15 protein-coding genes are annotated in these 21,804 nt (G+C 45.5%); 4 read left to right on the top strand and 11 right to left on the bottom strand.

Annotated elements, in window-relative coordinates; translation table 11 throughout:
• Positions 1–12 precede the first annotated feature (12 nt).
• The 8 genes from ABR189_RS06410 to ABR189_RS06375 all read right to left on the bottom strand — a co-directional run bounded on the left by ABR189_RS06410 (position 13) and on the right by ABR189_RS06375 (position 13,834).
• On the bottom strand, positions 13–3,594 hold the full coding sequence (locus tag ABR189_RS06410) for a TonB-dependent receptor (protein WP_354659632.1): 3,582 nt from the start codon (positions 3,592–3,594) through the stop codon (positions 13–15).
• Between the two features lie 205 nt (positions 3,595–3,799).
• Entirely contained in the window at positions 3,800–4,810 is a 1,011-nt protein-coding gene (locus ABR189_RS06405) for a FecR family protein (protein ID WP_354659631.1), read from the bottom strand.
• An 87-nt stretch (positions 4,811–4,897) separates the two neighbouring features.
• Positions 4,898–5,482, bottom strand: a complete 585-nt coding sequence (locus ABR189_RS06400) for an RNA polymerase sigma-70 factor (protein ID WP_354659630.1) — start codon at positions 5,480–5,482, stop codon at positions 4,898–4,900.
• Between the two features lie 161 nt (positions 5,483–5,643).
• Positions 5,644–6,786 carry an efflux RND transporter periplasmic adaptor subunit gene (locus ABR189_RS06395; RefSeq protein ID WP_354659629.1) on the bottom strand — a complete coding sequence of 381 codons (1,143 nt, stop codon included), beginning with the start codon at positions 6,784–6,786 and terminating at the stop codon, positions 5,644–5,646.
• A gap of 18 nt (positions 6,787–6,804) precedes the next feature.
• On the bottom strand, positions 6,805–11,193 hold the full coding sequence (locus ABR189_RS06390) for a CusA/CzcA family heavy metal efflux RND transporter (RefSeq protein ID WP_354659628.1): 4,389 nt from the start codon (positions 11,191–11,193) through the stop codon (positions 6,805–6,807).
• A 94-nt stretch (positions 11,194–11,287) separates the two neighbouring features.
• Positions 11,288–11,668, bottom strand: a complete 381-nt coding sequence (locus ABR189_RS06385) for a hypothetical protein (protein ID WP_354659627.1) — start codon at positions 11,666–11,668, stop codon at positions 11,288–11,290.
• 115 nt (positions 11,669–11,783) lie between these two features.
• Positions 11,784–13,190, bottom strand: coding sequence for an alkaline phosphatase (locus tag ABR189_RS06380; RefSeq protein ID WP_354659626.1), 1,407 nt, complete (start codon positions 13,188–13,190; stop codon positions 11,784–11,786).
• Positions 13,191–13,417: 227 nt separating this feature from the next.
• Positions 13,418–13,834 carry a MerC domain-containing protein gene (locus ABR189_RS06375; RefSeq protein ID WP_354659625.1) on the bottom strand — a complete coding sequence of 139 codons (417 nt, stop codon included), beginning with the start codon at positions 13,832–13,834 and terminating at the stop codon, positions 13,418–13,420.
• 314 nt (positions 13,835–14,148) lie between these two features.
• Between ABR189_RS06375 and ABR189_RS06370 the strand changes: the two genes are divergently transcribed.
• Positions 14,149–14,976, top strand: a complete 828-nt coding sequence (locus ABR189_RS06370) for a hypothetical protein (protein WP_354659624.1) — start codon at positions 14,149–14,151, stop codon at positions 14,974–14,976.
• Between the two features lie 75 nt (positions 14,977–15,051).
• Here the strand turns inward: ABR189_RS06370 and ABR189_RS06365 are convergent, their stop codons facing one another.
• Genes ABR189_RS06365 through rbsK form a run of 3 tightly spaced genes read right to left on the bottom strand, consistent with a single transcriptional unit; the run spans position 15,052 to position 18,080 of the window.
• On the bottom strand, positions 15,052–16,068 hold the full coding sequence (locus ABR189_RS06365; protein WP_354659623.1) for a nucleoside hydrolase: 1,017 nt from the start codon (positions 16,066–16,068) through the stop codon (positions 15,052–15,054).
• A gap of 26 nt (positions 16,069–16,094) precedes the next feature.
• Entirely contained in the window at positions 16,095–17,099 is a 1,005-nt protein-coding gene (locus ABR189_RS06360; RefSeq protein WP_354659622.1) for a GRP family sugar transporter, read from the bottom strand.
• A gap of 54 nt (positions 17,100–17,153) precedes the next feature.
• Positions 17,154–18,080: a ribokinase gene (gene rbsK, locus ABR189_RS06355; RefSeq protein ID WP_354659621.1), complete on the bottom strand. Its 927-nt coding sequence runs from the start codon at positions 18,078–18,080 to the stop codon at positions 17,154–17,156.
• 253 nt (positions 18,081–18,333) lie between these two features.
• Here rbsK and ABR189_RS06350 point away from each other — a divergent pair, with 253 nt between their 5' ends.
• The 3 genes from ABR189_RS06350 to ABR189_RS06340 all read left to right on the top strand — a co-directional run bounded on the left by ABR189_RS06350 (position 18,334) and on the right by ABR189_RS06340 (position 21,804).
• The gene (locus ABR189_RS06350) at positions 18,334–19,872 is read left to right on the top strand and encodes a BT2802 family ribose utilization protein (RefSeq protein ID WP_354659620.1); all 1,539 of its coding nucleotides are present in this window, start codon (positions 18,334–18,336) and stop codon (positions 19,870–19,872) included.
• 60 nt (positions 19,873–19,932) lie between these two features.
• Positions 19,933–20,532 carry an RNA polymerase sigma factor gene (locus ABR189_RS06345; protein WP_354659619.1) on the top strand — a complete coding sequence of 200 codons (600 nt, stop codon included), beginning with the start codon at positions 19,933–19,935 and terminating at the stop codon, positions 20,530–20,532.
• Positions 20,533–20,631: 99 nt separating this feature from the next.
• On the top strand, positions 20,632–21,804 hold the full coding sequence (locus tag ABR189_RS06340) for a FecR family protein (RefSeq protein WP_354659618.1): 1,173 nt from the start codon (positions 20,632–20,634) through the stop codon (positions 21,802–21,804).

The following is a 21,804-nucleotide window of genomic DNA, read 5'->3' as shown; positions in this document are numbered from 1 at the left end:
TACGTTTATTATTTAGTACAGGTTTACCGTAAAGCCCATCATAATCTCGCTGCCTCTTTTGAAGCTCCTGTTGATGTATTTTCCTCCATACCATAAGCCACCAGAACCCGGATTGGCATATACTGTTTCAACAGCAGGATTCAGTATATTTTTAGCATATCCTTTAAAGAGGACACGTTTGGTAAGGCGCTGGCTGAACACAAAGTCCAGCACCGGAACAGGCCGGGTGTAGAGGTCTGGTTCACCGGTGAGATTGATCTGTATAAGCCGTTCTCCTACCATATTAAAGGTGGCTGTAAGATCGGTACCTGATGATTTGTTGTTGTAATTAAGCCAGAGATTCACAGAATACGGCGCCTGCTCAAAGAGTGGGCTGTTTTCAGGAGTATGCCTGTCCAGTGATTTATTGGCATCATAGCGCTCCTTTGTTTTTTTGATATTGCTCTGTGCGAGTAATAAATTGGAGCCAAAGAAAAAGTATTTAGCCGGCTCCCATATTTTGCCCAGGTCTTTTACCAGTTCCAGCTCCATTCCCCACACTGTACCGGTATTAGGATCGTTCTGAAACTGGATGGTAGGATACTCCGGATATTTTGCAGCCAGCCCATCTGTTTTCAGACTGAATACTTTTACCAGTTGATTATTGATCCGTTTGCCAAACAGGGATGCAGAGATTACCTCCCCTGCAGCAGGGAACCACTCCCAGCGGAAATCCAGGTTTTCCGTATGCTGGTTCACCAGTTTGGGATTGCCTACTACCAGTCCCATCTGGAAAGCATCAAACTCGAATACATTTGTCAGCTCCCGCAGTTCCGGCCTTGCCAGTGTAGTATTGTAGGCCAGCCTGAAGTTCATATTGCTCTTGAATGTATAGGTAAGATTGGCGGAATAGTATGGTTTGTAAGTGGTTTTGTATACCGTATTAGGATTGATCAACACCACTGGTACTGCATTCCCGTTCCCGTCTTTTTTTGTAAGTGCAGGGTCCAGGAATACATTGGAGGTATCTACTGCAGACTGGATATTGGTGCGTTCAAATCTAACCCCACCGGCCAAACGTAAATTTTCGATCGGGTGCAGGTCCAACATACCGTAAAAAGCCGTTGTTTCAAAAAATCCGGTATAGTTGTTCGGTGATTTCTGACTGTTGTACATGAATCCACCCACCGGGCTGGCACCTTCACTGGTATTCCCCGAGCGGGGGCGGATACCGATTATTTCGGGGCTTACCAGCCTGTCGAGGTTGCCTTCCACAGCATACAAGGGCACTGCACCATAGGGGGTGAAATTAGAACCTGGCAGGAAGAGCATGTTTTCCCTGAATTTGCGATCACGGTTCAGGTAGTTAAACCCTGTTTTAAACTCCTGCCGGTGGCCTAGTATTTTAAAAGGTATTGCCAGGTCTGCCTTATAGTTATAGTTGGTTTCATCCAGCTTTCTCCAACGGCGTCCGTTGGGTTCTGCCTGAATGATGCCATATGTACTGAATCCGTTTACATAGCCAGAGTTGAGCGCATAAAGGTTTTTCGTATATACATACTCCTCTCCTGCACCGCCGGGAGCCTCAATAACCGGTTGCCTGTACCATCCACCACCACGGGGCGTGTAATCCGTGAGTGTAATAAACCGGAAATCTGGATCATTCTGACTGGAAGTAGAGGTAGCCAGGTTATAGCTTAACCGGGGAGCATACTCCCCTGCCAATAGTTTGTGTTCTCCCTGGAAATTATAGGTATTGAGATTACGGCGGGTTTGTTTCAGCGAATAAATAGTGCTGGCTACATCCCCCGGCAAACCGGTATATTCATACTTTCCATTCATATTGATCGCCTGTGCCTCGCTGCCCCAGCTGCCCAGGTATTGAAAGCTCACCTCATGGCGGGGATTGAACTGATAGGTGAGGCCGCCCAACACTCCATAGTTAAGGGTTTCTGTACCGGTATTTTCCTTATAGGTCTGGTACTTGCCCATATACAGGTTGTTGGGCGTAATATAGTTAGGAATATTTCGGGGGCTGTATACATCCGGATTGCCGGTAATCACACCCTGGTAGATACTGTATTGTGTAAGATCACCACCATATACATCTGTGGCGCGCCGGTAATAATTAGCGCCCCCAATAATACCAATGCGGTGCGACCTGAATATCTTGAAGCTATTACCATAGGTAGCGGAATATAACTGGTTCAGCGGGGCCGTTTTGAAGCGGGTGGTCATCACCGGATCAAAGCGGTGCATGATACCATTGATACGTGCCGCTTCTTTTTCGGCAGCAGGGTGACCATTACTGCTGGCCAGCATCCGTTGTATATCCGCCAGTCCACCCGGGTATTGCGTGGAAAGGTCCAGGAAGTCGCGCGAAAGATTTTTATTGTTTACTTTCTGACCAAAGAAACCAAGCTCGCTGTTATAAAAGCTGTTCACACGCCCTCCTATACCGATGTTTGAATTAAAACCTGTTTGTGCGATGATCTCCAGTGTTTGTTTATCGGGAACGGATTTTGTTTTCAGTTCTACGATACCCGCAGCAGCATCTGCAGGTTTGTCTGGTGTTACAGTTTTGTAGATAGTGATATTATCCAGCAAGGAAGCAGGCACCAGGTCTAAAGGGATAGCACTGCGGTCGGGATCTGAAGAAGCCAGTCTGGCACCATTCAGCTGGCCGATCACACTTCTGTCGCCCAAACCACGGATGGCTACATACTTATCATCTGTTACCGTTACCCCGCTCACACGTTGCAATGCCTGTGTAGTAGTAATACTTCCGGTACGTTCTATCTGCTGTGCAGAGATTGCATCCTGTACGATAGCCGCGTTCCTTCTTTCCTGCAGTACGGTGATTTCCGTATTGGTTTTCCGCCGTGCTTCTACCGTTACTGCACTCAGTTGCCGGGAAGAAACGGTTAATACAATATTGAGGTGGCCGGATTGTGCCGTTACTTTAATTTCCCTGGTTTCATATCCCAGGAAGGCCACTACCAGCGTGGCCCCTTCTTTCGGCACCATCAGGGTAAAGAATCCGTTGGCATCCGTTGCCACACCGGCCTGGCCGCCTTTTACCCGGATGGAAACACCCGGTAGCGGTTCTTTTGTTTTACCATCCGTTACTCTCCCGGTGATTTTAACAGGTACCGGTTTTCGGGTAATTACTACATACCCGTTGACGGCCCGGTAAGCAAGATTTGTATTTAGTAAAATTTCATCCAGTGCATGTTTTACACTGATTTCCTCCCGGTGTACGGTAACTGTTTTCTTAACCCCTGCCAGCAATTCTTCCGGCAGCAGAAAATGTACGCCCGTTTTCATTTCAATGGCAAGCAGGCTTTCTTTCAAACCGGACTTTTCCAGGTGAAGGTTGAGTCTGGCATCCAGGTCCTGGCCTTTTATGCCCGCTGCATACAACAGCCCGGCAAGACTGAATTTGATAGCCAGGAAGATAAATGAGCATCTCATCAGGAAGTAGATTGTGCGCAAGCGCCTGATACCCGCAGACGACAGGCCTGCGGCCTTCTCAGCCTCCGGCGCATGGTTATGATTATTGGGCATGGATGCCACAAAACATCCTAAAGGATCATGTTTTAATCCTTTTTTCATACTTTTGATTGTTACTGGTTAAACCGGTTTTCCGGTAAATCTGTTAGCAGCCGGACAAATCAATGTCCGGTTTTTCCTTACCTGTTTCGTCGTCCAAAACATAACGGGTAATGGAAGGATACATAAGCGTTCCTGTAGGCTGTCCAGGCAAACAGGAACGTTTTTTTTTGCGTACTTTTTTTAATGCATAATTTCGTTTAAGATGTTATTGAATAATGACCTGCTTTCCGTTGATCGTGTATTTGAAGTTGCTGCCCACCGCTAGTGTCTGTAGTGTTTTTTCCAGGGAGGCGCCACTGAAAAGTGTTACTGTAATGCGCTCCTGCGCTTTTTCCGGCTGACGGAAAACAATCGCTGCATTATACCATCGTTCCAGTTCTGTAGTTACTTCCTGCAATGTTTTGTTATTGAATACCAGGCGTCCGGTTTTCCATCCTGTTATATCGGCGGCATTTACCGCTGCTACCACCGGACTATTCGAATTTCCATTCCAGGTTACCTGCCTTCCGGGGGTGAGTACCGCCAGTTCCATCCATCCTCCGTTGCGCTGCTGATCTACCCTTACCTTGCCCGTAGCCACCGCCACTGTGAGCGGAGCGCCACTAAAAGCGCTGATCCGGAAAGAGGTACCAAGTACTTTGGTTTGCACATCGCCGGTATGAACAATAAAAGGGTGCAGCGGGTCCTCGCTGATCTCAAAAAATGCTTCTCCATCCAGTGTTACCTCACGGGTATTGCCATTGAATGTTTCAGGATAAGTGAGCTGACTATTTGCGCCAAGCATAATCACAGAGCCATCCGTAAGGGTAATGGAGGCCCGCTGCCCCATGGCATTTCTTTTCACCATCAGTGCTTCTGTAGCAATACCGGATCGCTGCCGCCCCATCTGCTGCACGGCGTAATAACCGATACCAAATAACACGGTAGCCCAGATAGCCACCTGGCGAAAAAACATTTTTTTAATCCTTCCCCCCTTAGGTACCGGAGGGAGCATACGCTGCTGCAAAGTTGTTCGCCACGTCTCCATCTTCTCTACGGCTACGTCAACAGCTGCCCCTGCCAGTATATCATCCGGCAGTTTCTCCGTTAATATTTCATCCAGTACCTGCTCATTTCCGGGTAATTGCAACCACTGCTCCACCTGTTCTTTTTCCAGTGGCGTACACCTGTTATCCAGGTATTTCAGTATAAGTGCTTTGCTAACAAAATTTGCCATGTTTACAGGAGTGAACTGCTAATGCAGTCACTCAATATAGAAAGGCCCAAAAAGTGCGGGAGGGGCTAATGGAGAACAAAATATTTTTTAACGCAGGAAAAAACAAAGCAGAACAACAGTAGTCATGTCTACATAATCCTTCAGGTGACGGCGAAAATGAGAAAGGGATGCCTTTATATGATTCTTGACGGTAAAGAGAGAGAGGTTCATTTCTTTTGCGATCTCTGCATGGCTCATCTTTTCATGACGGCTAAGGGTATACACCAATCTGCGCTGGCTGCTCAATTCATCCAGTGTGGCTGCATAAGCCCTGTCCAGCTCCTCAGAAAGGATACGGTTGTCCGCCCCATCAGCACAGGTGATAGTTTCCTGCAAAGGAATTGTAACTGCTGATTTCCGTGTCAGTAGTTTGATCACGGCATTTTTCATAGCACGATAAATATAGGGCGCAAAATGGATATCAGCAGGAAGCTGTTCCCTTTTTTCCCACACCCATAACATCAGGTCCATCATGGCTTCTTCTGCCACGGCCTCATCATGAATGTATTTAAGCGCATAGTGGTAAAGCCGGGTAGAATAGCGACTGAATAACACATCAAAAGCTTTTACATCTCCCAGCCTGCACGCTTCCAGTAACAACTCATCTGATAATTCCGATAAAGATAATATCATGCACGACCTGCTTTTTCCGTTAGCAAACTTAACAGCAAAAAGCTTTGGTGTATATTATCTAAATATTAATTCTTGTTACAATGGCTGCCATAGCAGCATAAAAAAGGGCTGTTCCTAAAGAACAGCCCTTCTGATGATATGTATACCATACCGCTTCCCCACTATTCTTCTTCCGAATTATTTTTCATCTTCATCAGCAGGGTATATGCATTTTTCACCACCACATCTCTGGCAGGAAGTGGTGTTTTAATTTCAGTGTAACCATCATTGGTATGACCGATTTCTACCGGTGTCATCGTAAACTGTGATTTAGTATCTGCTACAAACACATAACATTTATTTTCCCACTTCACCACTGCATCATCCGGTACGGCTGTAACCGATGCATTATTTACTGCAATTTCTGCATTCATGAACATACCCGGTATCAGGCGCTTATCAGATTTATCAAAATGGCAATGTACTTCACTGGAACGATTATCCCCGATATTCCTGGCTACTAGGTGTATTTTAGCATGGTACTTTTCCTCCGGTTTATTATTGGCATAACATACCACCGACTGACCAGCGGCGAGGTTCAGTACATCTTTTTCAAATACTGTCAGGCTCAAATGAATGTCGGCCGGATTGATCAGTTCAAATAAAACATCCGTAGCACTTACATACTTGCCGGGATTTACATTCACTTTAGACACATATCCGCTGATAGGGGCATGCACCGCTATGCTACGGCTGATATTACCCGCATTAAGTTTGTCGGGATTGATCTGCAACAGTTGCAGCTTTTCACTCAGTGCCTTCACCACCACCTGCTGGCTTTCATAATCGCTCTTCACCTGTTGAAACACCTTATCGCTATTGGCCTTTGAAGCATTCAGTTCTTTCTGGCGTGCGAAATCCGTTTCCAGAAAATGAAGCTTGCTTTTAGCCACCAGGTAGTCTTCCTGCAGCTGTATATATTGCGGATCTTCCAGCACGGCCAGTACCTGTCCGCGGCTTACCTGCATGCCCGGCAATAACTGCATTTGTTTCAGGTAGCCACCTAAGGGGAAACTTACCGATACAATATTCTGTGGTGGCACATCCACTACACCATTTACTTTAATTGTCGTATGCATGTCCCTTGTTTCCGGCATATGCAGCTCAATACCTGCATTTTTCAGCTGTTCCGCCGACAACTGTACTTCATGGGCATTGCTGGTATCCGTTACGGCCTTTTCCTTTTCCCCGGTATCAGGTTTACTTCCTGTACAAGCCAGCAGCAAAGCTGAAAAACCGTATATTATGAAAGCTATCTTTTTCATGATCAATAACTTTTAGTACTAATTAATTCCACTTAATTTTTCCATCAAAAATGCAGACGCATTCAGTTGCTCTACCACCTGCAGGTAGCCACTTCTTATTTCCAGTGCCTGGTTAATAAGGATTACCCATTCCAGGTAGCCGGTTTCCCCGCTGCTCAGGCGTTTATTCGCACCGCTGATAATAGTTGCCGCATTGGGCAGCAATACTGATTCATAATTTTTCAGCAGCTGCAGATGGCGGTAATAGGTATGCGTAGCATTTATCAATGTGGTATTTAATAGCTGCTGCGTTGCTTCCAATTCCTGTTCCCGCTGTTTTACCAGGATACCCGATGCCTTGATCCGTGAGCGTTGTGCACTGCTGAAGATAGAAATACCCACCCCTACATTCACCGTTGAAAAACGTTTGCTGTGATCAAAATACTTCTCTTCTTCCCCTACACGCTGATATCCCATGATACTGCTATTGTTATAACCGACGTTAAAAGAGGGCAGCAGCACGCTTTTTGCCAGTTTGTTTTCCTGCTCGCTAAGTGCTACCTGCTGCCGTTGCAGCATCATAGCAGGTGTATTGCTGATAGCGGTAGTATCCGGTATTACAGTCAGTGGATACACTACCGCTGCTTCATCAGGCACCCATGGTGATGTGGTATTTAATAATAAGTGAAAGTGGTTTAAAGTCGTTTCATAATCTGTTTTAAGCAGGCTCAGCTGATTGGCAATCTGTAAACGTTGATTTTCTGCAGTAGCTTTTTCCAGGGCATCCGTATCACCGGTTTTAAGCCGCAGCGCTGCCTTTTGCAGAAATGCGCTGTAAATACTGTCTGCTTCCTGCAGCAATGCCGATTTATGCGCCAATACCAGCAAGTTATAATAGGTTTGTTTAACCGCAGCTTTCAGTTCCTGCTCCTTTTGCAGTGTAGCCGTTTTGCTGATTCCTATGTGCGTGTTATTGATATTGCGCTGATGCTTGTACACCGTAGGAAACTGAATACCCTGCGAAATCATGAAACGGTTATCGTCTTCAATGCTGTTGATCTGACCGTATTCAAATCCAACCTGCGTTTTGTCAATATCCAGATTGCTTTTCCTTAATGCCTGATAGTATTGTTCCCCCAATCGTGAAGAACGGATATCCAGATTATGCTTCACCGCCATGTCCAATGCTGCCTGCAGGGTAATCTTTTCTCCGGCAGGTACTGGTCCGGCAGATTGTGCCTGTAAGGACACGCCACTGCCCAATAACAGCACCAGCAATGTTATCCCTGCTTTTTTACCCGCATGATAATGCCGGAACCCTCTCTCAAATAAAATATACAACATCGGTAATACAAAAAGGGTAAGTAAAGTGGAGATGATCAGTCCTCCGATCACCACGGAGGCCAGCGGCTTCTGCACTTCCGCACCTGCCCCCTGGCTGATAGCCATTGGAATAAAACCCAGTGAAGGCACCAAAGCAGTCATCAGCACCGCCCTTAACTTAGATTTGGTACCGTGTATGACTACCCGCTTAATATCGTCCCAGCCTTCTTTTTTCAGGCGGTTAAATTCTGATACCAGCAGGATCCCATTCAGTACAGCCACCCCAAACAAAGCGATAAATCCCACACCCGCAGAGATACTGAAAGGCATATCCCTCACCCATAGTGCTACAATACCACCTATGGCAGATAAAGGGATAGCGGTATAAATCAGTAATCCCTGTTTCACAGAATTAAAAGCAAAGTATAATAACAGGAAGATCATCAATAAAGCAATAGGTACCACAACGGTCAAACGTTGCCGCGCTGCAGTTAAGTTTTCAAAAGCCCCGCCGTATACAATAGAATACGCTGGCGGGAACTTTATCTGTGTACTAACTTTATGCTGCAATTCTTTTACGATCGTCTGTACATCCCGGCCGTTCACATTAAAGCCCACAATAATTCTCCTCCGGGTGTTTTCCCGCTGAATCTGGTTGGGGCCTTCCGTTTCCTCCACGGTGGCTACCTGCTCCAGTGGGATCTGTATTCCCTGGGCAGTAGGGATGAGCAGATTTTGCACGTCGGTAATATGCTGTCGCGAGCCTCCGGCCAGGCGCACCACCATATCAAAACGCTTCTCCCCCTCATAGACCAGTCCGGTACTTTGACCCGCAAATGCCGTATTCACCACCCGGTTGATATCGCTTACATTCAAGCCATATTTGGCCATTGCATCCCGGTTATATTTAATCACCACCTGGGGCATACCGGTCACCGTTTCCACATACAGGTTAATCGCCCCATCCACGGTTTTGATCAGCTCTCCCAGCTTATTGGCATACAAAGCCAGGGAGTCCAGGTCTTCTCCAAAGATCTTACATACCACATCCTGCCGGGCCCCCGTCATCAGCTCATTAAAACGCATCTGCACCGGAAACTGAAAGCCTACGCTTACACCAGGTACTACAGACAATTCTTTGGTCATCTTCTCCGCCAGCTCATCAAAAGATTTTGCCGAAGTCCATTCCTTTTTATCTTTCAGGATCACCATCATATCACTGGCTTCCAGGGGCATAGGATCCGTAGGGATTTCTGCACTACCTATTTTGGTAACTACCTTTTCTACCTCCGGAAATTTTTTCAGCAGAATAGCCGCTGTTTTTTGCGTAGCTGCAATGGTGGTATTCAGGTTACTACCTGTAAGCAAACGTGTTTCCACCGCAAAATCTCCTTCTTCCAGCTCGGGAATAAACTCTCCCCCCATCCTGCCAAGGATCATTACCGCAATCGCAAACAACACCAGCGTCACTGCGATGATGGTTTTAGGAAACTGCAGCATCCACTTTAATGCAGGCTGATACCTTCTTTCCAGCCAGGTCATCATCCGGTCGGATAACGTAGCCTTGTGATTAATTTTCTTATTAAGGCAAAGTGCACTCATCATCGGCACATAGGTAACCGAGAGTATAAAGGCCCCCAATATGGCAAAGGCCACTGTCAGTGCCATCGGCTTGAACATTTTGCCTTCAATACCTTCCAGGGAAAGTATAGGAAAATAAACAATCAGGATAATGATCTGGCTGAAAACAGCCGATTTAATCATCGTGCCTGTAGCTGTATTTACTTCCTGATCCATCGTCTCCTGTGTAACGACCCCGGTATTCCTGAAATGACGGGAATGCGTAAAACGATGCAGGATAGCTTCCACTACGATCACGGTACCATCTACAATCAAACCAAAATCGATCGCCCCCAGGCTCATCAGATTACCGCCTACACCAAACTGGTTCATCAGGATGATAGCAAACAGCATGGACAACGGAATAACGGACGAAACGATCAGCCCTGCACGTAAGTTGCCCAAAAAGAATACCAGCACAAATACCACAATCAATGCACCTTCGATGAGATTGGTTTGTACAGTATTGATCGCATTATTCACCATCTTGGTACGGTCCAGGAAAGGTTCAATCACCACCCCTTCCGGCAATGATTGCTGAATCTGGGCAATCTTTGCTTTTACATTTTTGATCACCATCGAAGAGTTCTCTCCTTTCAGCATCATCACCACCGCACCGGCTACTTCTCCTTTATCGTTAAAAGTCATCGCACCATAGCGGGTAGCGGCACCAAACTGTACCGTAGCAATATCCCTGATCAGTAACGGCATGCCATTGTTCAGTGTTTTCACCACTACTTTCTCAATATCCTCCATGCCGGTGGTAAGCCCCTCACTCCGGATATAGAGCACGGTAGGCCCTTTTTCAATATAAGCCCCACCGGTATTTTCATTGTTTTTTTCCAGCGCATCAAATACATCCGCAATGGTAACATTGTTGGCTTTGAGCTGTTCTGGCTTTACAGCGATCTCATATTGTTTAAGTTCGCCGCCAAAGCTACTCACATCTGCCACCCCGGGTGTGCCCAGCAATTGCCGCCTTACCATCCAGTCCTGGATAGTGCGCAGCTCCATGGCATTATACCTGCTTTCATAGCCTGGTAAAGGCCGGATCACGTATTGATAAATTTCACCCAACCCGGTGGTTACCGGCGCCATTTCCGGCGAGCCTACCCCTGCAGGAATTTCCTGCTGTACCTGTTGCAGGCGTTCGCTGATTTGCTGTCTGGCCCAGTATACGTCTGTATGTTCCTGGAAAACGATGGTCACCAGAGATAATCCAAAGCGGGAAAAGCTACGGATCTGTTTCAACCCCGGAATATTACTACAGGCCTGTTCTATCGGGAAAGTGATCAGGCGTTCTACATCCGGCGCTCCCAGAGAAGGCGATACGGTAATCACCTGTACCTGATTGTCCGTAATATCCGGCACGGCATCTATTGGCAGTTTTGTAAGCTCATAGGTTCCCCAACCAACCAGTGCCAGTATAAATAGCCCTATTATCAGCTTATTCTTTACAGAAAAGCTAATGATCTTATTTAGCATAACCTTTTACATTAATGCTGATAGCAATTAATAAATGTATGGCGTGCCTGTATGAAGCAGGACCACAACCATAAAAACAGCAGTATAAAACGGATTATGCCCGTGGGGGTCTGAACAGGGCGCTTAATGCCGGTTCCGGCAGGTAATTATCTTTAAAGACGGGGTAATGAATCGTCACACAATCGTATTCCTGGCGCTTTACCGCAACGGCTTTGGCCAGCGGTACAAAAGAATAGTGAAAACTATGGATGTCTACATTCTTAAAAGGCAGCTGGCGGTCTCTTTCCTCATCGTCATCATCTTCATCCGTGCCCCAGTAATGCATACATAGAAAGTCCGTTACACCCAACTGATGATTCCGTTGCTGATGCTCCAGGTAATGCTCCACCAGCGTGGGCAGCTTCAGCAGCTGATTCAAAGCGGTATGCTGTAATATAAAAAACAGGAACAATATGTATACTCCCCTTGTTTTCACGGCCACAAATATAAAAATTATGGCTACAATGGAGGATAATTTTATTTAATAGGAAATAAACCGCCTGTAGCGTTATTAAATAACGCTGTAAGCGGTTTATCATGATTGTGCGCTGTTATGCTTTACTTATACCTGCTGCGGTCAGCATAAGCTGATGCAAAGCAATATTTTTCACAAAAGGCGGGAGCAGCTCACTCCCCGGGCCGTACATGGCCAGCTCTACATAATCGGCCGAGTGGTCCATGGCCCCCCATCCTATCGAAGTGTAAGCAGATTGAATCAATGCCAGGGGTTTAAAAGGCAGTTTATAAGGATTATAAATGCCCTTTTCATCCAGCTGGTTATAATGACTTAATATAGCTGCGGCTTCGTCTTTTGTAATAACGATCCCCTGTGCAGCTTCAATACGTTCTATTACCTGCGCAGCAGAGAAATCACGGGTAATACCCCTCAGGATCCAGTCGTTGGTATATTTAAATTGCTGTAGCCTGTCAAAGTTTTCATTGGTTTTACTACCGGAGAACAATCCCGGATTGGCATTACCATGATCCGTGGTAATGATCACCAGGGTTTCTTTATCTGCCATTGCAAAATCTATCGCAACTTTTACTGCTTCATCAAAAGCGATCTGGTCGTACAGCAATGCACCTGCGTCATTCGCATGAGCGGCCCAGTCCACTTTCCCGCCTTCTACCTGCAGCACAAAACCTTTGTTGTTCTTTTTCAGCTGGCTGATGGCCTTTTGCGTCATTGCCGCCAGTGTAGGTACCTGCTGGCTGATAGCCGCATCCTGTGCGGCATCCAGTGAATAAGGCAACCCTCCCTCATAAAAAACACCCAGTACCGGTTTTCCAGCAGGGGCATTTAATGCCTGCATAGTGTTTTTATCCTGTACTACCGCATATCCTGCCTGTTCAAACTGTTGGAACACATCTGCTTTATCCTTACGTTTTTCTTTGCTGAAATATTCCAGGCCACCGCCCATCATCACGTCAAATTTGAGTGGCAGGTATTGCAAAGCAATTTCTTCCTGATCGCCCCGGGATTTTGAGGTTACACAAAAGCCTGCAGGTGTAGCATGTGTAATCGGTACTGTAGTCACACATCCCACGGCCTTACCTGCCGCTTTAAATTTCTGCAGGATAGGCTTATGTGCTGTACCATCCGCGCTTACATTCAAAGCACCATTAGGTACCCTCACCCCACCACCCCAGGAAGAGCTGGCAGCTGCAGAGTCTGTGACCAGGGAATTGGCCGAAGCTGTATCCATCAAAGCGCGGGTTACCAGATTTTGTTCATACAGTTGCAGCCACTGGCTTTGGCGGCCATATTTGCGCTGCATCAGTAAGCTGGCCATATTCAGGGTACCGGTACTCATCCCGTCACTCACGAGGAAAATGATATTTTTAGCTGTTTTACCCCGTTTCTTTGCGTTACCTGCTGCTACCAGTTGTGAAGGGCCTAACAAAGAGGCGCCCAATGCAGTAAGCGAGGCATTCCTGAAAAAATCTCTTCTTTTCATTTCCTTTATTATGTTTTACAATCTACTTGCGTTGCTACTTTGCTTTTTTAAAATTAGCCCGGTACCATGGAACTGTGTCAGGCAATACCAGCCGTACCTACCGCACAGGTCCAACTTGTAAAATAGCACTATTATATTGATAAGCACCTGCTTTGCGCCGTTCATTTAACAAAAACATAATAACGTGTGCGCTTAGGCGTACTACCCGGCAAACATCTACTGTAGTATTATTTTGCCGGAGATTGATTTTTTGTACCGCAATAAGCATAATACCTACTCTGCCGCCAGTTCCGGATATGTGCAGTAATGATCAACGCTGCACCGATCAATTTGGCAGACATGTGTAAACTTTCTGTCGAAAAAAAGTTGCCTGAGATCATGAACACCAGCCCCATCAGAAAGAGCAGGACGATAGAAAAATGATGGTGTACCTGGCGATAACCTTTCCATAAGGCCCAGCCACCTACGCTCATAGACACCAGAATGGTGGCAATTTCCAGGTAAATATTTTCCAGGAGCTCTATCCCAAATAAAGGTAATGTGGTAAAAACAACCGGTAACAATACACAATGCAGGGCACAGGCCAGGGAAGCACCGATGCCGATAACATCCCATCTGGAACGGTAATTTGATTTCACTTGCATAATTCTTTTTATTAACTCAAACCAACAGCCTGTTAAACAAGCTGCTCCTCTCATTTTAAAACCAGATGGCAAATATAATATATTGCAACGTTGTTGCAATATGTTATTTCCCGTATTGATGAAAATAAGTGTGCAGCGAAGCAGACAACCTGCTGCGGTATTATTGCAGGGAAACTTTTTACTTTTGCTGCTGTTAACAACCCCAGGTTTAATCTTAGGCCTATACCTAAACCATCTCCTTACATTTTTGTCCCTTCCGTCCCATATGCAGGATTGGTATTTATTCTTATTCACATTTAAAATTGCATCTTATCATGAAGCATTATGCTACAAGGGCAAGTTTATTATGCCTGTTGTTATCCCTTTCGTTTGTTGCCTGCAAGAAGCATCTGCCAGGTGGGGTAAATGAAGGAGGATTCCCTCCTTTTAAAAGCCCATTAAAAAAAGTGTCCCTTTACTCCCTGGAAACGGGCGCCTTGTATGCCACAAGGGAATATACCTACGATGATAATTTACGGTTGGAAACAATCAGCAGCTGGGAAGGCAGTTTTACACTTACTTACAAACTGATGTACAGCGGTAACAACCGGCTGGATTCCCTTGTAGGTATCGACAGCATGAATATGCCTCCAACAGTTTATTATCAATATGACACAGTAGGAATAAAGTACATTGTTTTCGGGCAGGAAGAAATCGGCAAGGCGGAATTCTTACGTCCACCTTATCCTTTCAACTGGGACCCAAGGCCACAGCAAGTGGTAAAGCCCGTATCTTATGGATATATACTGGATTATACAGATAGTGTACAAAACATCACCCGCCAGGCAGCTGCCCTTGGAGAATACCTGGAATCAGAGCATTTCTTTTCATACAGCAATGTGGTAAATCCGGAATATGAAGTACTCAAACAAACCCACCTTGCATCGTTAAACATGATCTCAAATGCTTTTATCCTGTTTTCCAATGGTATTGATGTGGCAAGTCCCATGTTGCCCGCGAAAATTAAAAAACGGGTATATGATACCCCGGTAGTAGATGCCGGCGCCTTCTCCTTTGGCACCGATAACCACCTCCGGGTAATCAAAACCTTTGAAGTGGTGGATGGCGTAAGCAAACTGGTAAGGACCTACGAATATTACTAACAGGTTACTATCCATAAAAAGGAAGAGGCTGCCCCAAAACAGGACAGCCTCTTTATCATTGTTCACATGACTAAATCAATAATGCCCTCCCACTGTTTGTACAAACCGGTGGATGATAGGCGCAATCTTATTTTCATCCAGGAACAGGATATGATGTTTTCCACCCGCCTGTTCACTGAAAGTACTTTTCCCGTCGGGTGCTATTTTAACAACCCCGGCAGCTGACTCCCGGAAATAATGTTTATCGCCTTCCACTGCATGCAGTACACTGGTAAGATCCCATGTTTCACGGTCGTAAGGCATTTTAATATAATGGAAATAAGCGTTCACCATCGGATGGTCCCACAGCTGCGGAAAACTACGGATCAGGGCCTTTGCAGGGAAATGGATACGGGCCCCCACCTCGAATCCGCTGGTAACCACTTTACCCGGCCATTGTTCAAATACAATACGCGCAGCACTGCTATCCTCTACCACATTGTATTCCGGAAAGGGGTTATCACCAAACATTCCTGCCATCATATACAGCTTCTTTACTTTTTTAGCTACCAGTTCCCTGCCGCTTAAATTGGAATATTCATCCTTTCCGGATGCCAGCAGGCGGGCAATATTGGTAGAAAACCCTACTACGATCATCACCACAGATCCATCCGGCGCTGCGCCCAATACTTTTCTTTGCAGTTTATAGGCTTCTGGCACCTGATCTGCCAGTTGCAGATTAGCCGTAAAAACTTTTTTACCCTGCTCCCGGTATCCCAGGGTTTGCCCCGTATACAAGCCGGAATCAGGAGTAGCCCCTTTGGCGCCAACATACCCAATAGGGATATTCCCCATTTTATTGTAGCGGTTCATCAGATCAGTAAAAGCTACCGCATAGGGATGCGCTTTGCTGACTGTAATGGCTTTTAGATCGATCCGACCTGCTTGCTGATAGGTATATAGCATAGATAATGCCAGTACATCATCTATATCGTTGCCAATATCCGTATCAAAAATAACCGTCACCGGTTTGTGTGTTTGTGCTGATACATTACCTCTTAATAAAAAAGGCAGTGCGCAAAATGCAGTTATCTTAATGAGTGTATGCATCATAGTGATCTTTAGGTGAAGAACTTTTATCAGGAACCTCCGGAAATAATAATTAATGCCAGCCCAATTACAAAACAAACAAACATACCAGCCAGCAACCGGGTAATATACGAACTTGAATTTTTAAATTCCTTCCATACCCATACGCCCCATATCGCTGCTACCAGTGTAGCCCCCTGGCCTAATCCATAAGAAATAGCCGGGCCGGCCTTACCTGCCGCAATGAGGTTAAACAAATTGCCTATTGCCCAGATAGCACCTCCCAATAAACCTACAGCATGCACCTGCCAGCCGCCTTTAAAGTAATCTGCATAAGATAACCGCTCTCCTTCCAGTGGACGTTTCATCATCACGGTATTGAATAATATATTACTCACCAATATCCCTCCTGCAAAAATTACAAAGGCGGTATAAGGCGTCATCTTGCCTGGCTCCGGATCTACAAAGTTGTTCAGGTCCATTGCTACCGCAATAAAGCGGTAAAAGAAGGACATCAAAACCCCTGCTATTACGGAAAGGATGATTCCTTTTGCACCCGCCTTTTTCTTTTGGGCCGCTGCAGCCCGGTAAGCCATCGCATTCAGGATAATCGCTACCGTTACCAGCAATACCCCTATAAAAAGTAACATGGGATTACCTCTGGCAACCAGGAAGTAGTTCATCAATACGCCCCACACCAGCGCAATACCTATACCCACCGGGAAGGCCACCGACATCCCCGCAATAGCAATCGCAGCAGTAAGCAGGATATTGGCCAGGTTAAATACAATCCCGCCGATAAAGGCACTGCCGATATTACTGGAAGTAGCCTGCAGCAAATCGGGGACAAAACTCCGGCCCTGCTCTCCATAACTACCCAACGTAAAAGCCCCCAGCAAGGATACCAGGAAAATACCAATTACATAATCCCAGTAGAACAGTTCAAACCGCCACTTACCGTGTACCAATTTTTGCGTATTGGCCCACGATCCCCAGCATAACATGGTAATAATGCAAAAGAAAACAGCAACAGCATAGCTTTCTACAATAAACATAAGTTTGATTTACAGGTGATAAACAGATATTTCGTGGAATACTTCAACCATAACCTACAACCTGGGCAGATTGCTTACGATCAACTCATTTCTGTGTGGTATGGAAGATTGTGCACCTAACCGGGTAACAGAAATAGCTGCCGCCTGGCAGGCAAACTGAACCGCCTCTGCCAGGGTTTTACCTTCAGATAACGCTACTGCCAGTGCACCGTTAAATACATCTCCCGCTGCCGTAGTATCTACTGCTTCTACCGGACGGGCAGGCACTTCTTCAAATCTTCCATCTTCCAATATCAATGCGCCCTGTGCCCCCATCGTGATCACCACATTCTTCACTCCCATCCCCGCAATGAGTGTTGCGGCTTTTCTGGCATCTGCTATACTGTTCACAGGAATGCCCGATAACATTTCGGCTTCTTTACTATTAGGTGTAATAATATGTACATGCTGTAATAATTCCGGTGTCAGGGTATTCATAGGCGCCGGGTTCAGGATCACTTTAATACCCAGGGATGCTGCATATTTTGCTGCAAAATGGACTGTTTCCATAGGAATCTCCAACTGCATCAATAATATACCTGCACCAGCAATTTCATTCAATGCAGCTTCCAGGTCTTTAGGCAGCAGATTGGCATTAGCGCCGGAGGCTACCACAATACTATTCTCTCCATGGGCATCTACGGTGATCAATGCTACACCGGAAGGCTCTCCGGCATCAGCTAATAAATACCTGGTGCTGATCCCTTCTTCTTCAAACAACTGGGATGACTGCTTACCAAATATATCGTTGCCTACCTTGGAAATAAAAGATACTTCTCCTCCTAAACGTGCTACAGCCACCGCCTGATTAGCCCCTTTTCCTCCCGGATTCATAAAAAACGAACCTCCCAACACCGTTTCACCGGGCACGGGAATATGGCTTGTTTTCACTACCATATCCATATTGGTACTGCCCACTACAATGATCTTTTTTGCACTCATATGTCCTTTATATGATTAAGTTTAAATGTAATTACGTGGATAACGCTTTTCGTGGTAATAATAAATAGTGTACTGGTTGATACTGTTTCAAAAATATCTTTTGCTTTTGGCATTAATTGACCACTTTTTACCGGATAATAGTATCCTATAATAACAAAACAATATTACACTACAATTCAATTGACTGTATATCAATAATTTGTATACTTAAAAATGTTTTGTATTTTGGAAACCTGATTAATAAATTCCACCTATGTCCAAGCAGGGAATCATCCGGCTGGTAAAGTCACTTTCCAGCGCAGAAAAAAGACATTTTAAACTTTCTTCCCGTAAACAATCCGGTAATAAAGATTATCTGACCCTCTTTGACCTCATAGATCAAAGCAAACTGATGGATCTCTCCTCCCTGGAAAAGAAGTTCCAACAGCAATGCCCTGGCGCTTCCCTCGAAAATGCGGCCAAGTACCTGCTGAAGGTATTAACAGATAGTCTGATCCAAAGCCGTACGGAAAAGGATGCCGTTTTCCAGCAGCATTACAACCTCCTGCGGGTAAGGGTTTTATTTGAACGCTCCCTGCTGGATGAGGGCTACAAGGAACTGAAGAAAGTACAGCAAACAGCGGTGGCTTCTCAGAATCACTTTATTCAGTACCTGACTTACCGCTATGAGCTGGACCATCTGTCGGACCAGCAGTTTCCCGGTCTTACCGATAAGGATCTCCTGGATATACAAATGAAGGCAAGGCATACGCTCAAGGGAATGCACAAGATCCATGAGCATCATTCGCTCTTTGAACTGTTAAAACACCGGCTGATCTATGCAGGCAAAACCCTGTCGGAACAGGATAAGAAACATCTGAACGACCTGTTGCTGAGTGAACTGAGCCTGATCACCGGGAAAGTAGACTATAATTTCGAATCACAGAAACTACACCTGCTGTTTCAGTCATTCTTCTTTACGCATATCAGCGATTATAAATCTGCTCTGAAAATCTTCCAGGAGCTGAACATGCTGTTTGAGTCAAACCCTGGCATGTGGAATAACCCACCACTGGATTACCTTTCCTGCCTGGAAGGCATCCTGGATAGCCTGCGCACCATCCGCCATTACGATACCATGGAATTTTATATCCAAAAAATCCGGTTACTGACCAGACCTGACCAGACAGAATATTTTTCCTTCATCGCTGCAAAAACAATATGGATATACCGTTTGAATATGCTGACTGGCATGGGCAGATTCCAGGAAGCGGTTGCATTGGCACAGGATATCGATCCGGCACTACTGAAAGAAGGCAACATCATCGATTATGAGAAACAAAGTGAACTACTGTTCTACCTCGGGCTCAGCTATTTTGGCGCGCACCAGTGGGAAAAAGCCAACAAGTATATTAACCGGATTATCCTGATGGGTAAGATCAATTATCACTCCCCTGTTTACAAAGCTGCCCGTCTGCTTAATATATTAATACATTATGAACAGCACAACCTGGAGTATCTGCAGTATGATATCCGGTCGTACAAGCGTACTTTTCAATATAAAGGGCAATTGCTGAAAACGGAAAAGCTGATCTTTAAAATCATCTCGCTGCACCCTAATGGTAATGGGCTCATGAAAAACCAGATATTATGGGGAAAAATAAAATCATCCATTCCGCCGATTGAAGCAGACAAATACGAATTACAATTACAAAAATATTTCGATTTCCTGGCATGGAGCAAAGCCAAGTTCAAACATATTCCGCTGCAACAGGAAATGGAACAAGCACTACCTGCCAACAATCCGGCTTAAATATTTAAACGGTTATCGCTTTTTTGATTAGTTTTATCGTGAAACATAATCCTGTATAGATTGTCAATTAAACCAGCCCATAATGAGATAACATTACTTCACCAGGTAGCACAAGGAAATCAGGAAGCCTTTGCCGACTTGTTTCAGGCGTACCATCAGTCGCTGGCAGCTTATGTGTTCAGGATCACTGAGTCGATGGAAATGACAGAAGACATCGTACAGGATGTATTCATCAAGCTCTGGTTGAAAAGGGAGATATTACCAGGCCTGACCAGTTTTACCAACTATCTGTTTATCCTCTGCAGGAACTACACTTTCAGATGCCTCCGAAAAAAGGCAACTGATCACCAACGTAATATCTCCTGGGGAGAACAATTTGAAGAAACAACCGGCCCGGCGGATGATAATAATATAGGAGATACTTACCGGGCGCTGATTGATGCGGCCATCGCACAATTACCTCCACAACAACAAAAAGTTTATTTCCTCAGCCGGCATGAAGGGATGAAGCATGCCGAAATTGCGGCACAACTGGGCATCACTGCTGAAACCTCTAAAAAGCATATGAAACTGGCCCTGCGAAGCATTACAGCTTATGTACATGGCCACATGGATACAGTCATCTTATTGATATTGCTTACGCCCATTACCCTCCCCTGATAACCCTCAAAAAAAATTCTTATCCCTCATTACCCCTTTTTAGTAACCGGTGGGTCTTTATATTGATGCGGATTTTATCAACCATTCAAATTCCAGTATATGCAGGATGACAGGCTTACCTGGCTATTTTTCCGTTACTTCGAAAAAACTGCCAGCCAGGAAGAGCGGGATGAATTTATGTTGCTGTTGCGCGATCCGGCCAATGAAGCACAGATAAAAAAACTGATGGAACAGGCTTACCAAAGCTTTACTCCAGAGCAACCGCTATTCAGCGAAGCACAAAGCGAAAAACTATTTGCGGCGATCTCAGACAGTCAGGATATTATTACACCACTCCGGATAGAAAAAAGCTATTTTGCCTGGAAACGCCTGGCAGCCGCTGCAGCGGTATTATTATTGATTACCACAGGATGGTACCAATGGCAAAAAAAATACCGCCCGGTACAGGTGGCCGGGCAACATAGTCAGCAAGACGTGGCGCCTGGTAATAACAAAGCGGTGCTTACACTTGCTGATGGTTCCAGCATCACCCTCGACAGCGTGGCCAACCGTATCATCCAACACGGCAATATCAGTATCAGCCAACAAAACGGTCAACTGCAATACACTACGAATACACCTCCTGAACAGGTAAGCTATAACAAACTTACTACACCTAAAGGCGGACAGTACCAGCTTACCCTGCCTGATGGCAGTAAGGTATGGCTGAACTCCGCCTCTGCCCTCACCTTCCCGACTGCTTTCAATGGTCCGCAAAGGATCGTTAAACTACAGGGACAGGGGTACTTCGAAATTGCTAAAAAAGCAGCACAACCATTTATCGTGCAGGTGAACCAGCTGGAGATACAGGTGCTCGGCACCCAGTTTGATATCATGGCCTATGATGATGAAAGCACAGTTAATACCACCCTGCTGCAAGGTGCTGTAAAAGTAAAAGAAGCCGGTGCAGAAAAAATCCTCCAGCCTGGCCAACAAGCCATTTTTAATCCACAGGATCGTTCCATGTCTGTACAAAACGCAGATACCGACCGGGTTACAGCCTGGAAAAATGGCCGGTTTATTTTCAATAATGCCGACCTCGCCACTATTCTCCGCGAAATATCCAGATGGTACAATGTAGACATCGTTTATAAAGCTAAACCCGGCAATGCTACCTATGGTGGCGCTATCAGCCGTAACTTAAACCTGTCTGATGTATTAAAGGCACTCGAAGAAAACGACAACAACCATCACTTCCGTATTGAAGACAGGCAAATAATTGTTCTTCCCTGA

Origin of the sequence: Chitinophaga sp. H8 (assembly GCF_040567655.1) — a bacterium.
Taxonomy (GTDB): domain Bacteria; phylum Bacteroidota; class Bacteroidia; order Chitinophagales; family Chitinophagaceae; genus Chitinophaga; species Chitinophaga defluvii.
This window is presented reverse-complemented; position numbering and strand designations above follow the sequence as displayed.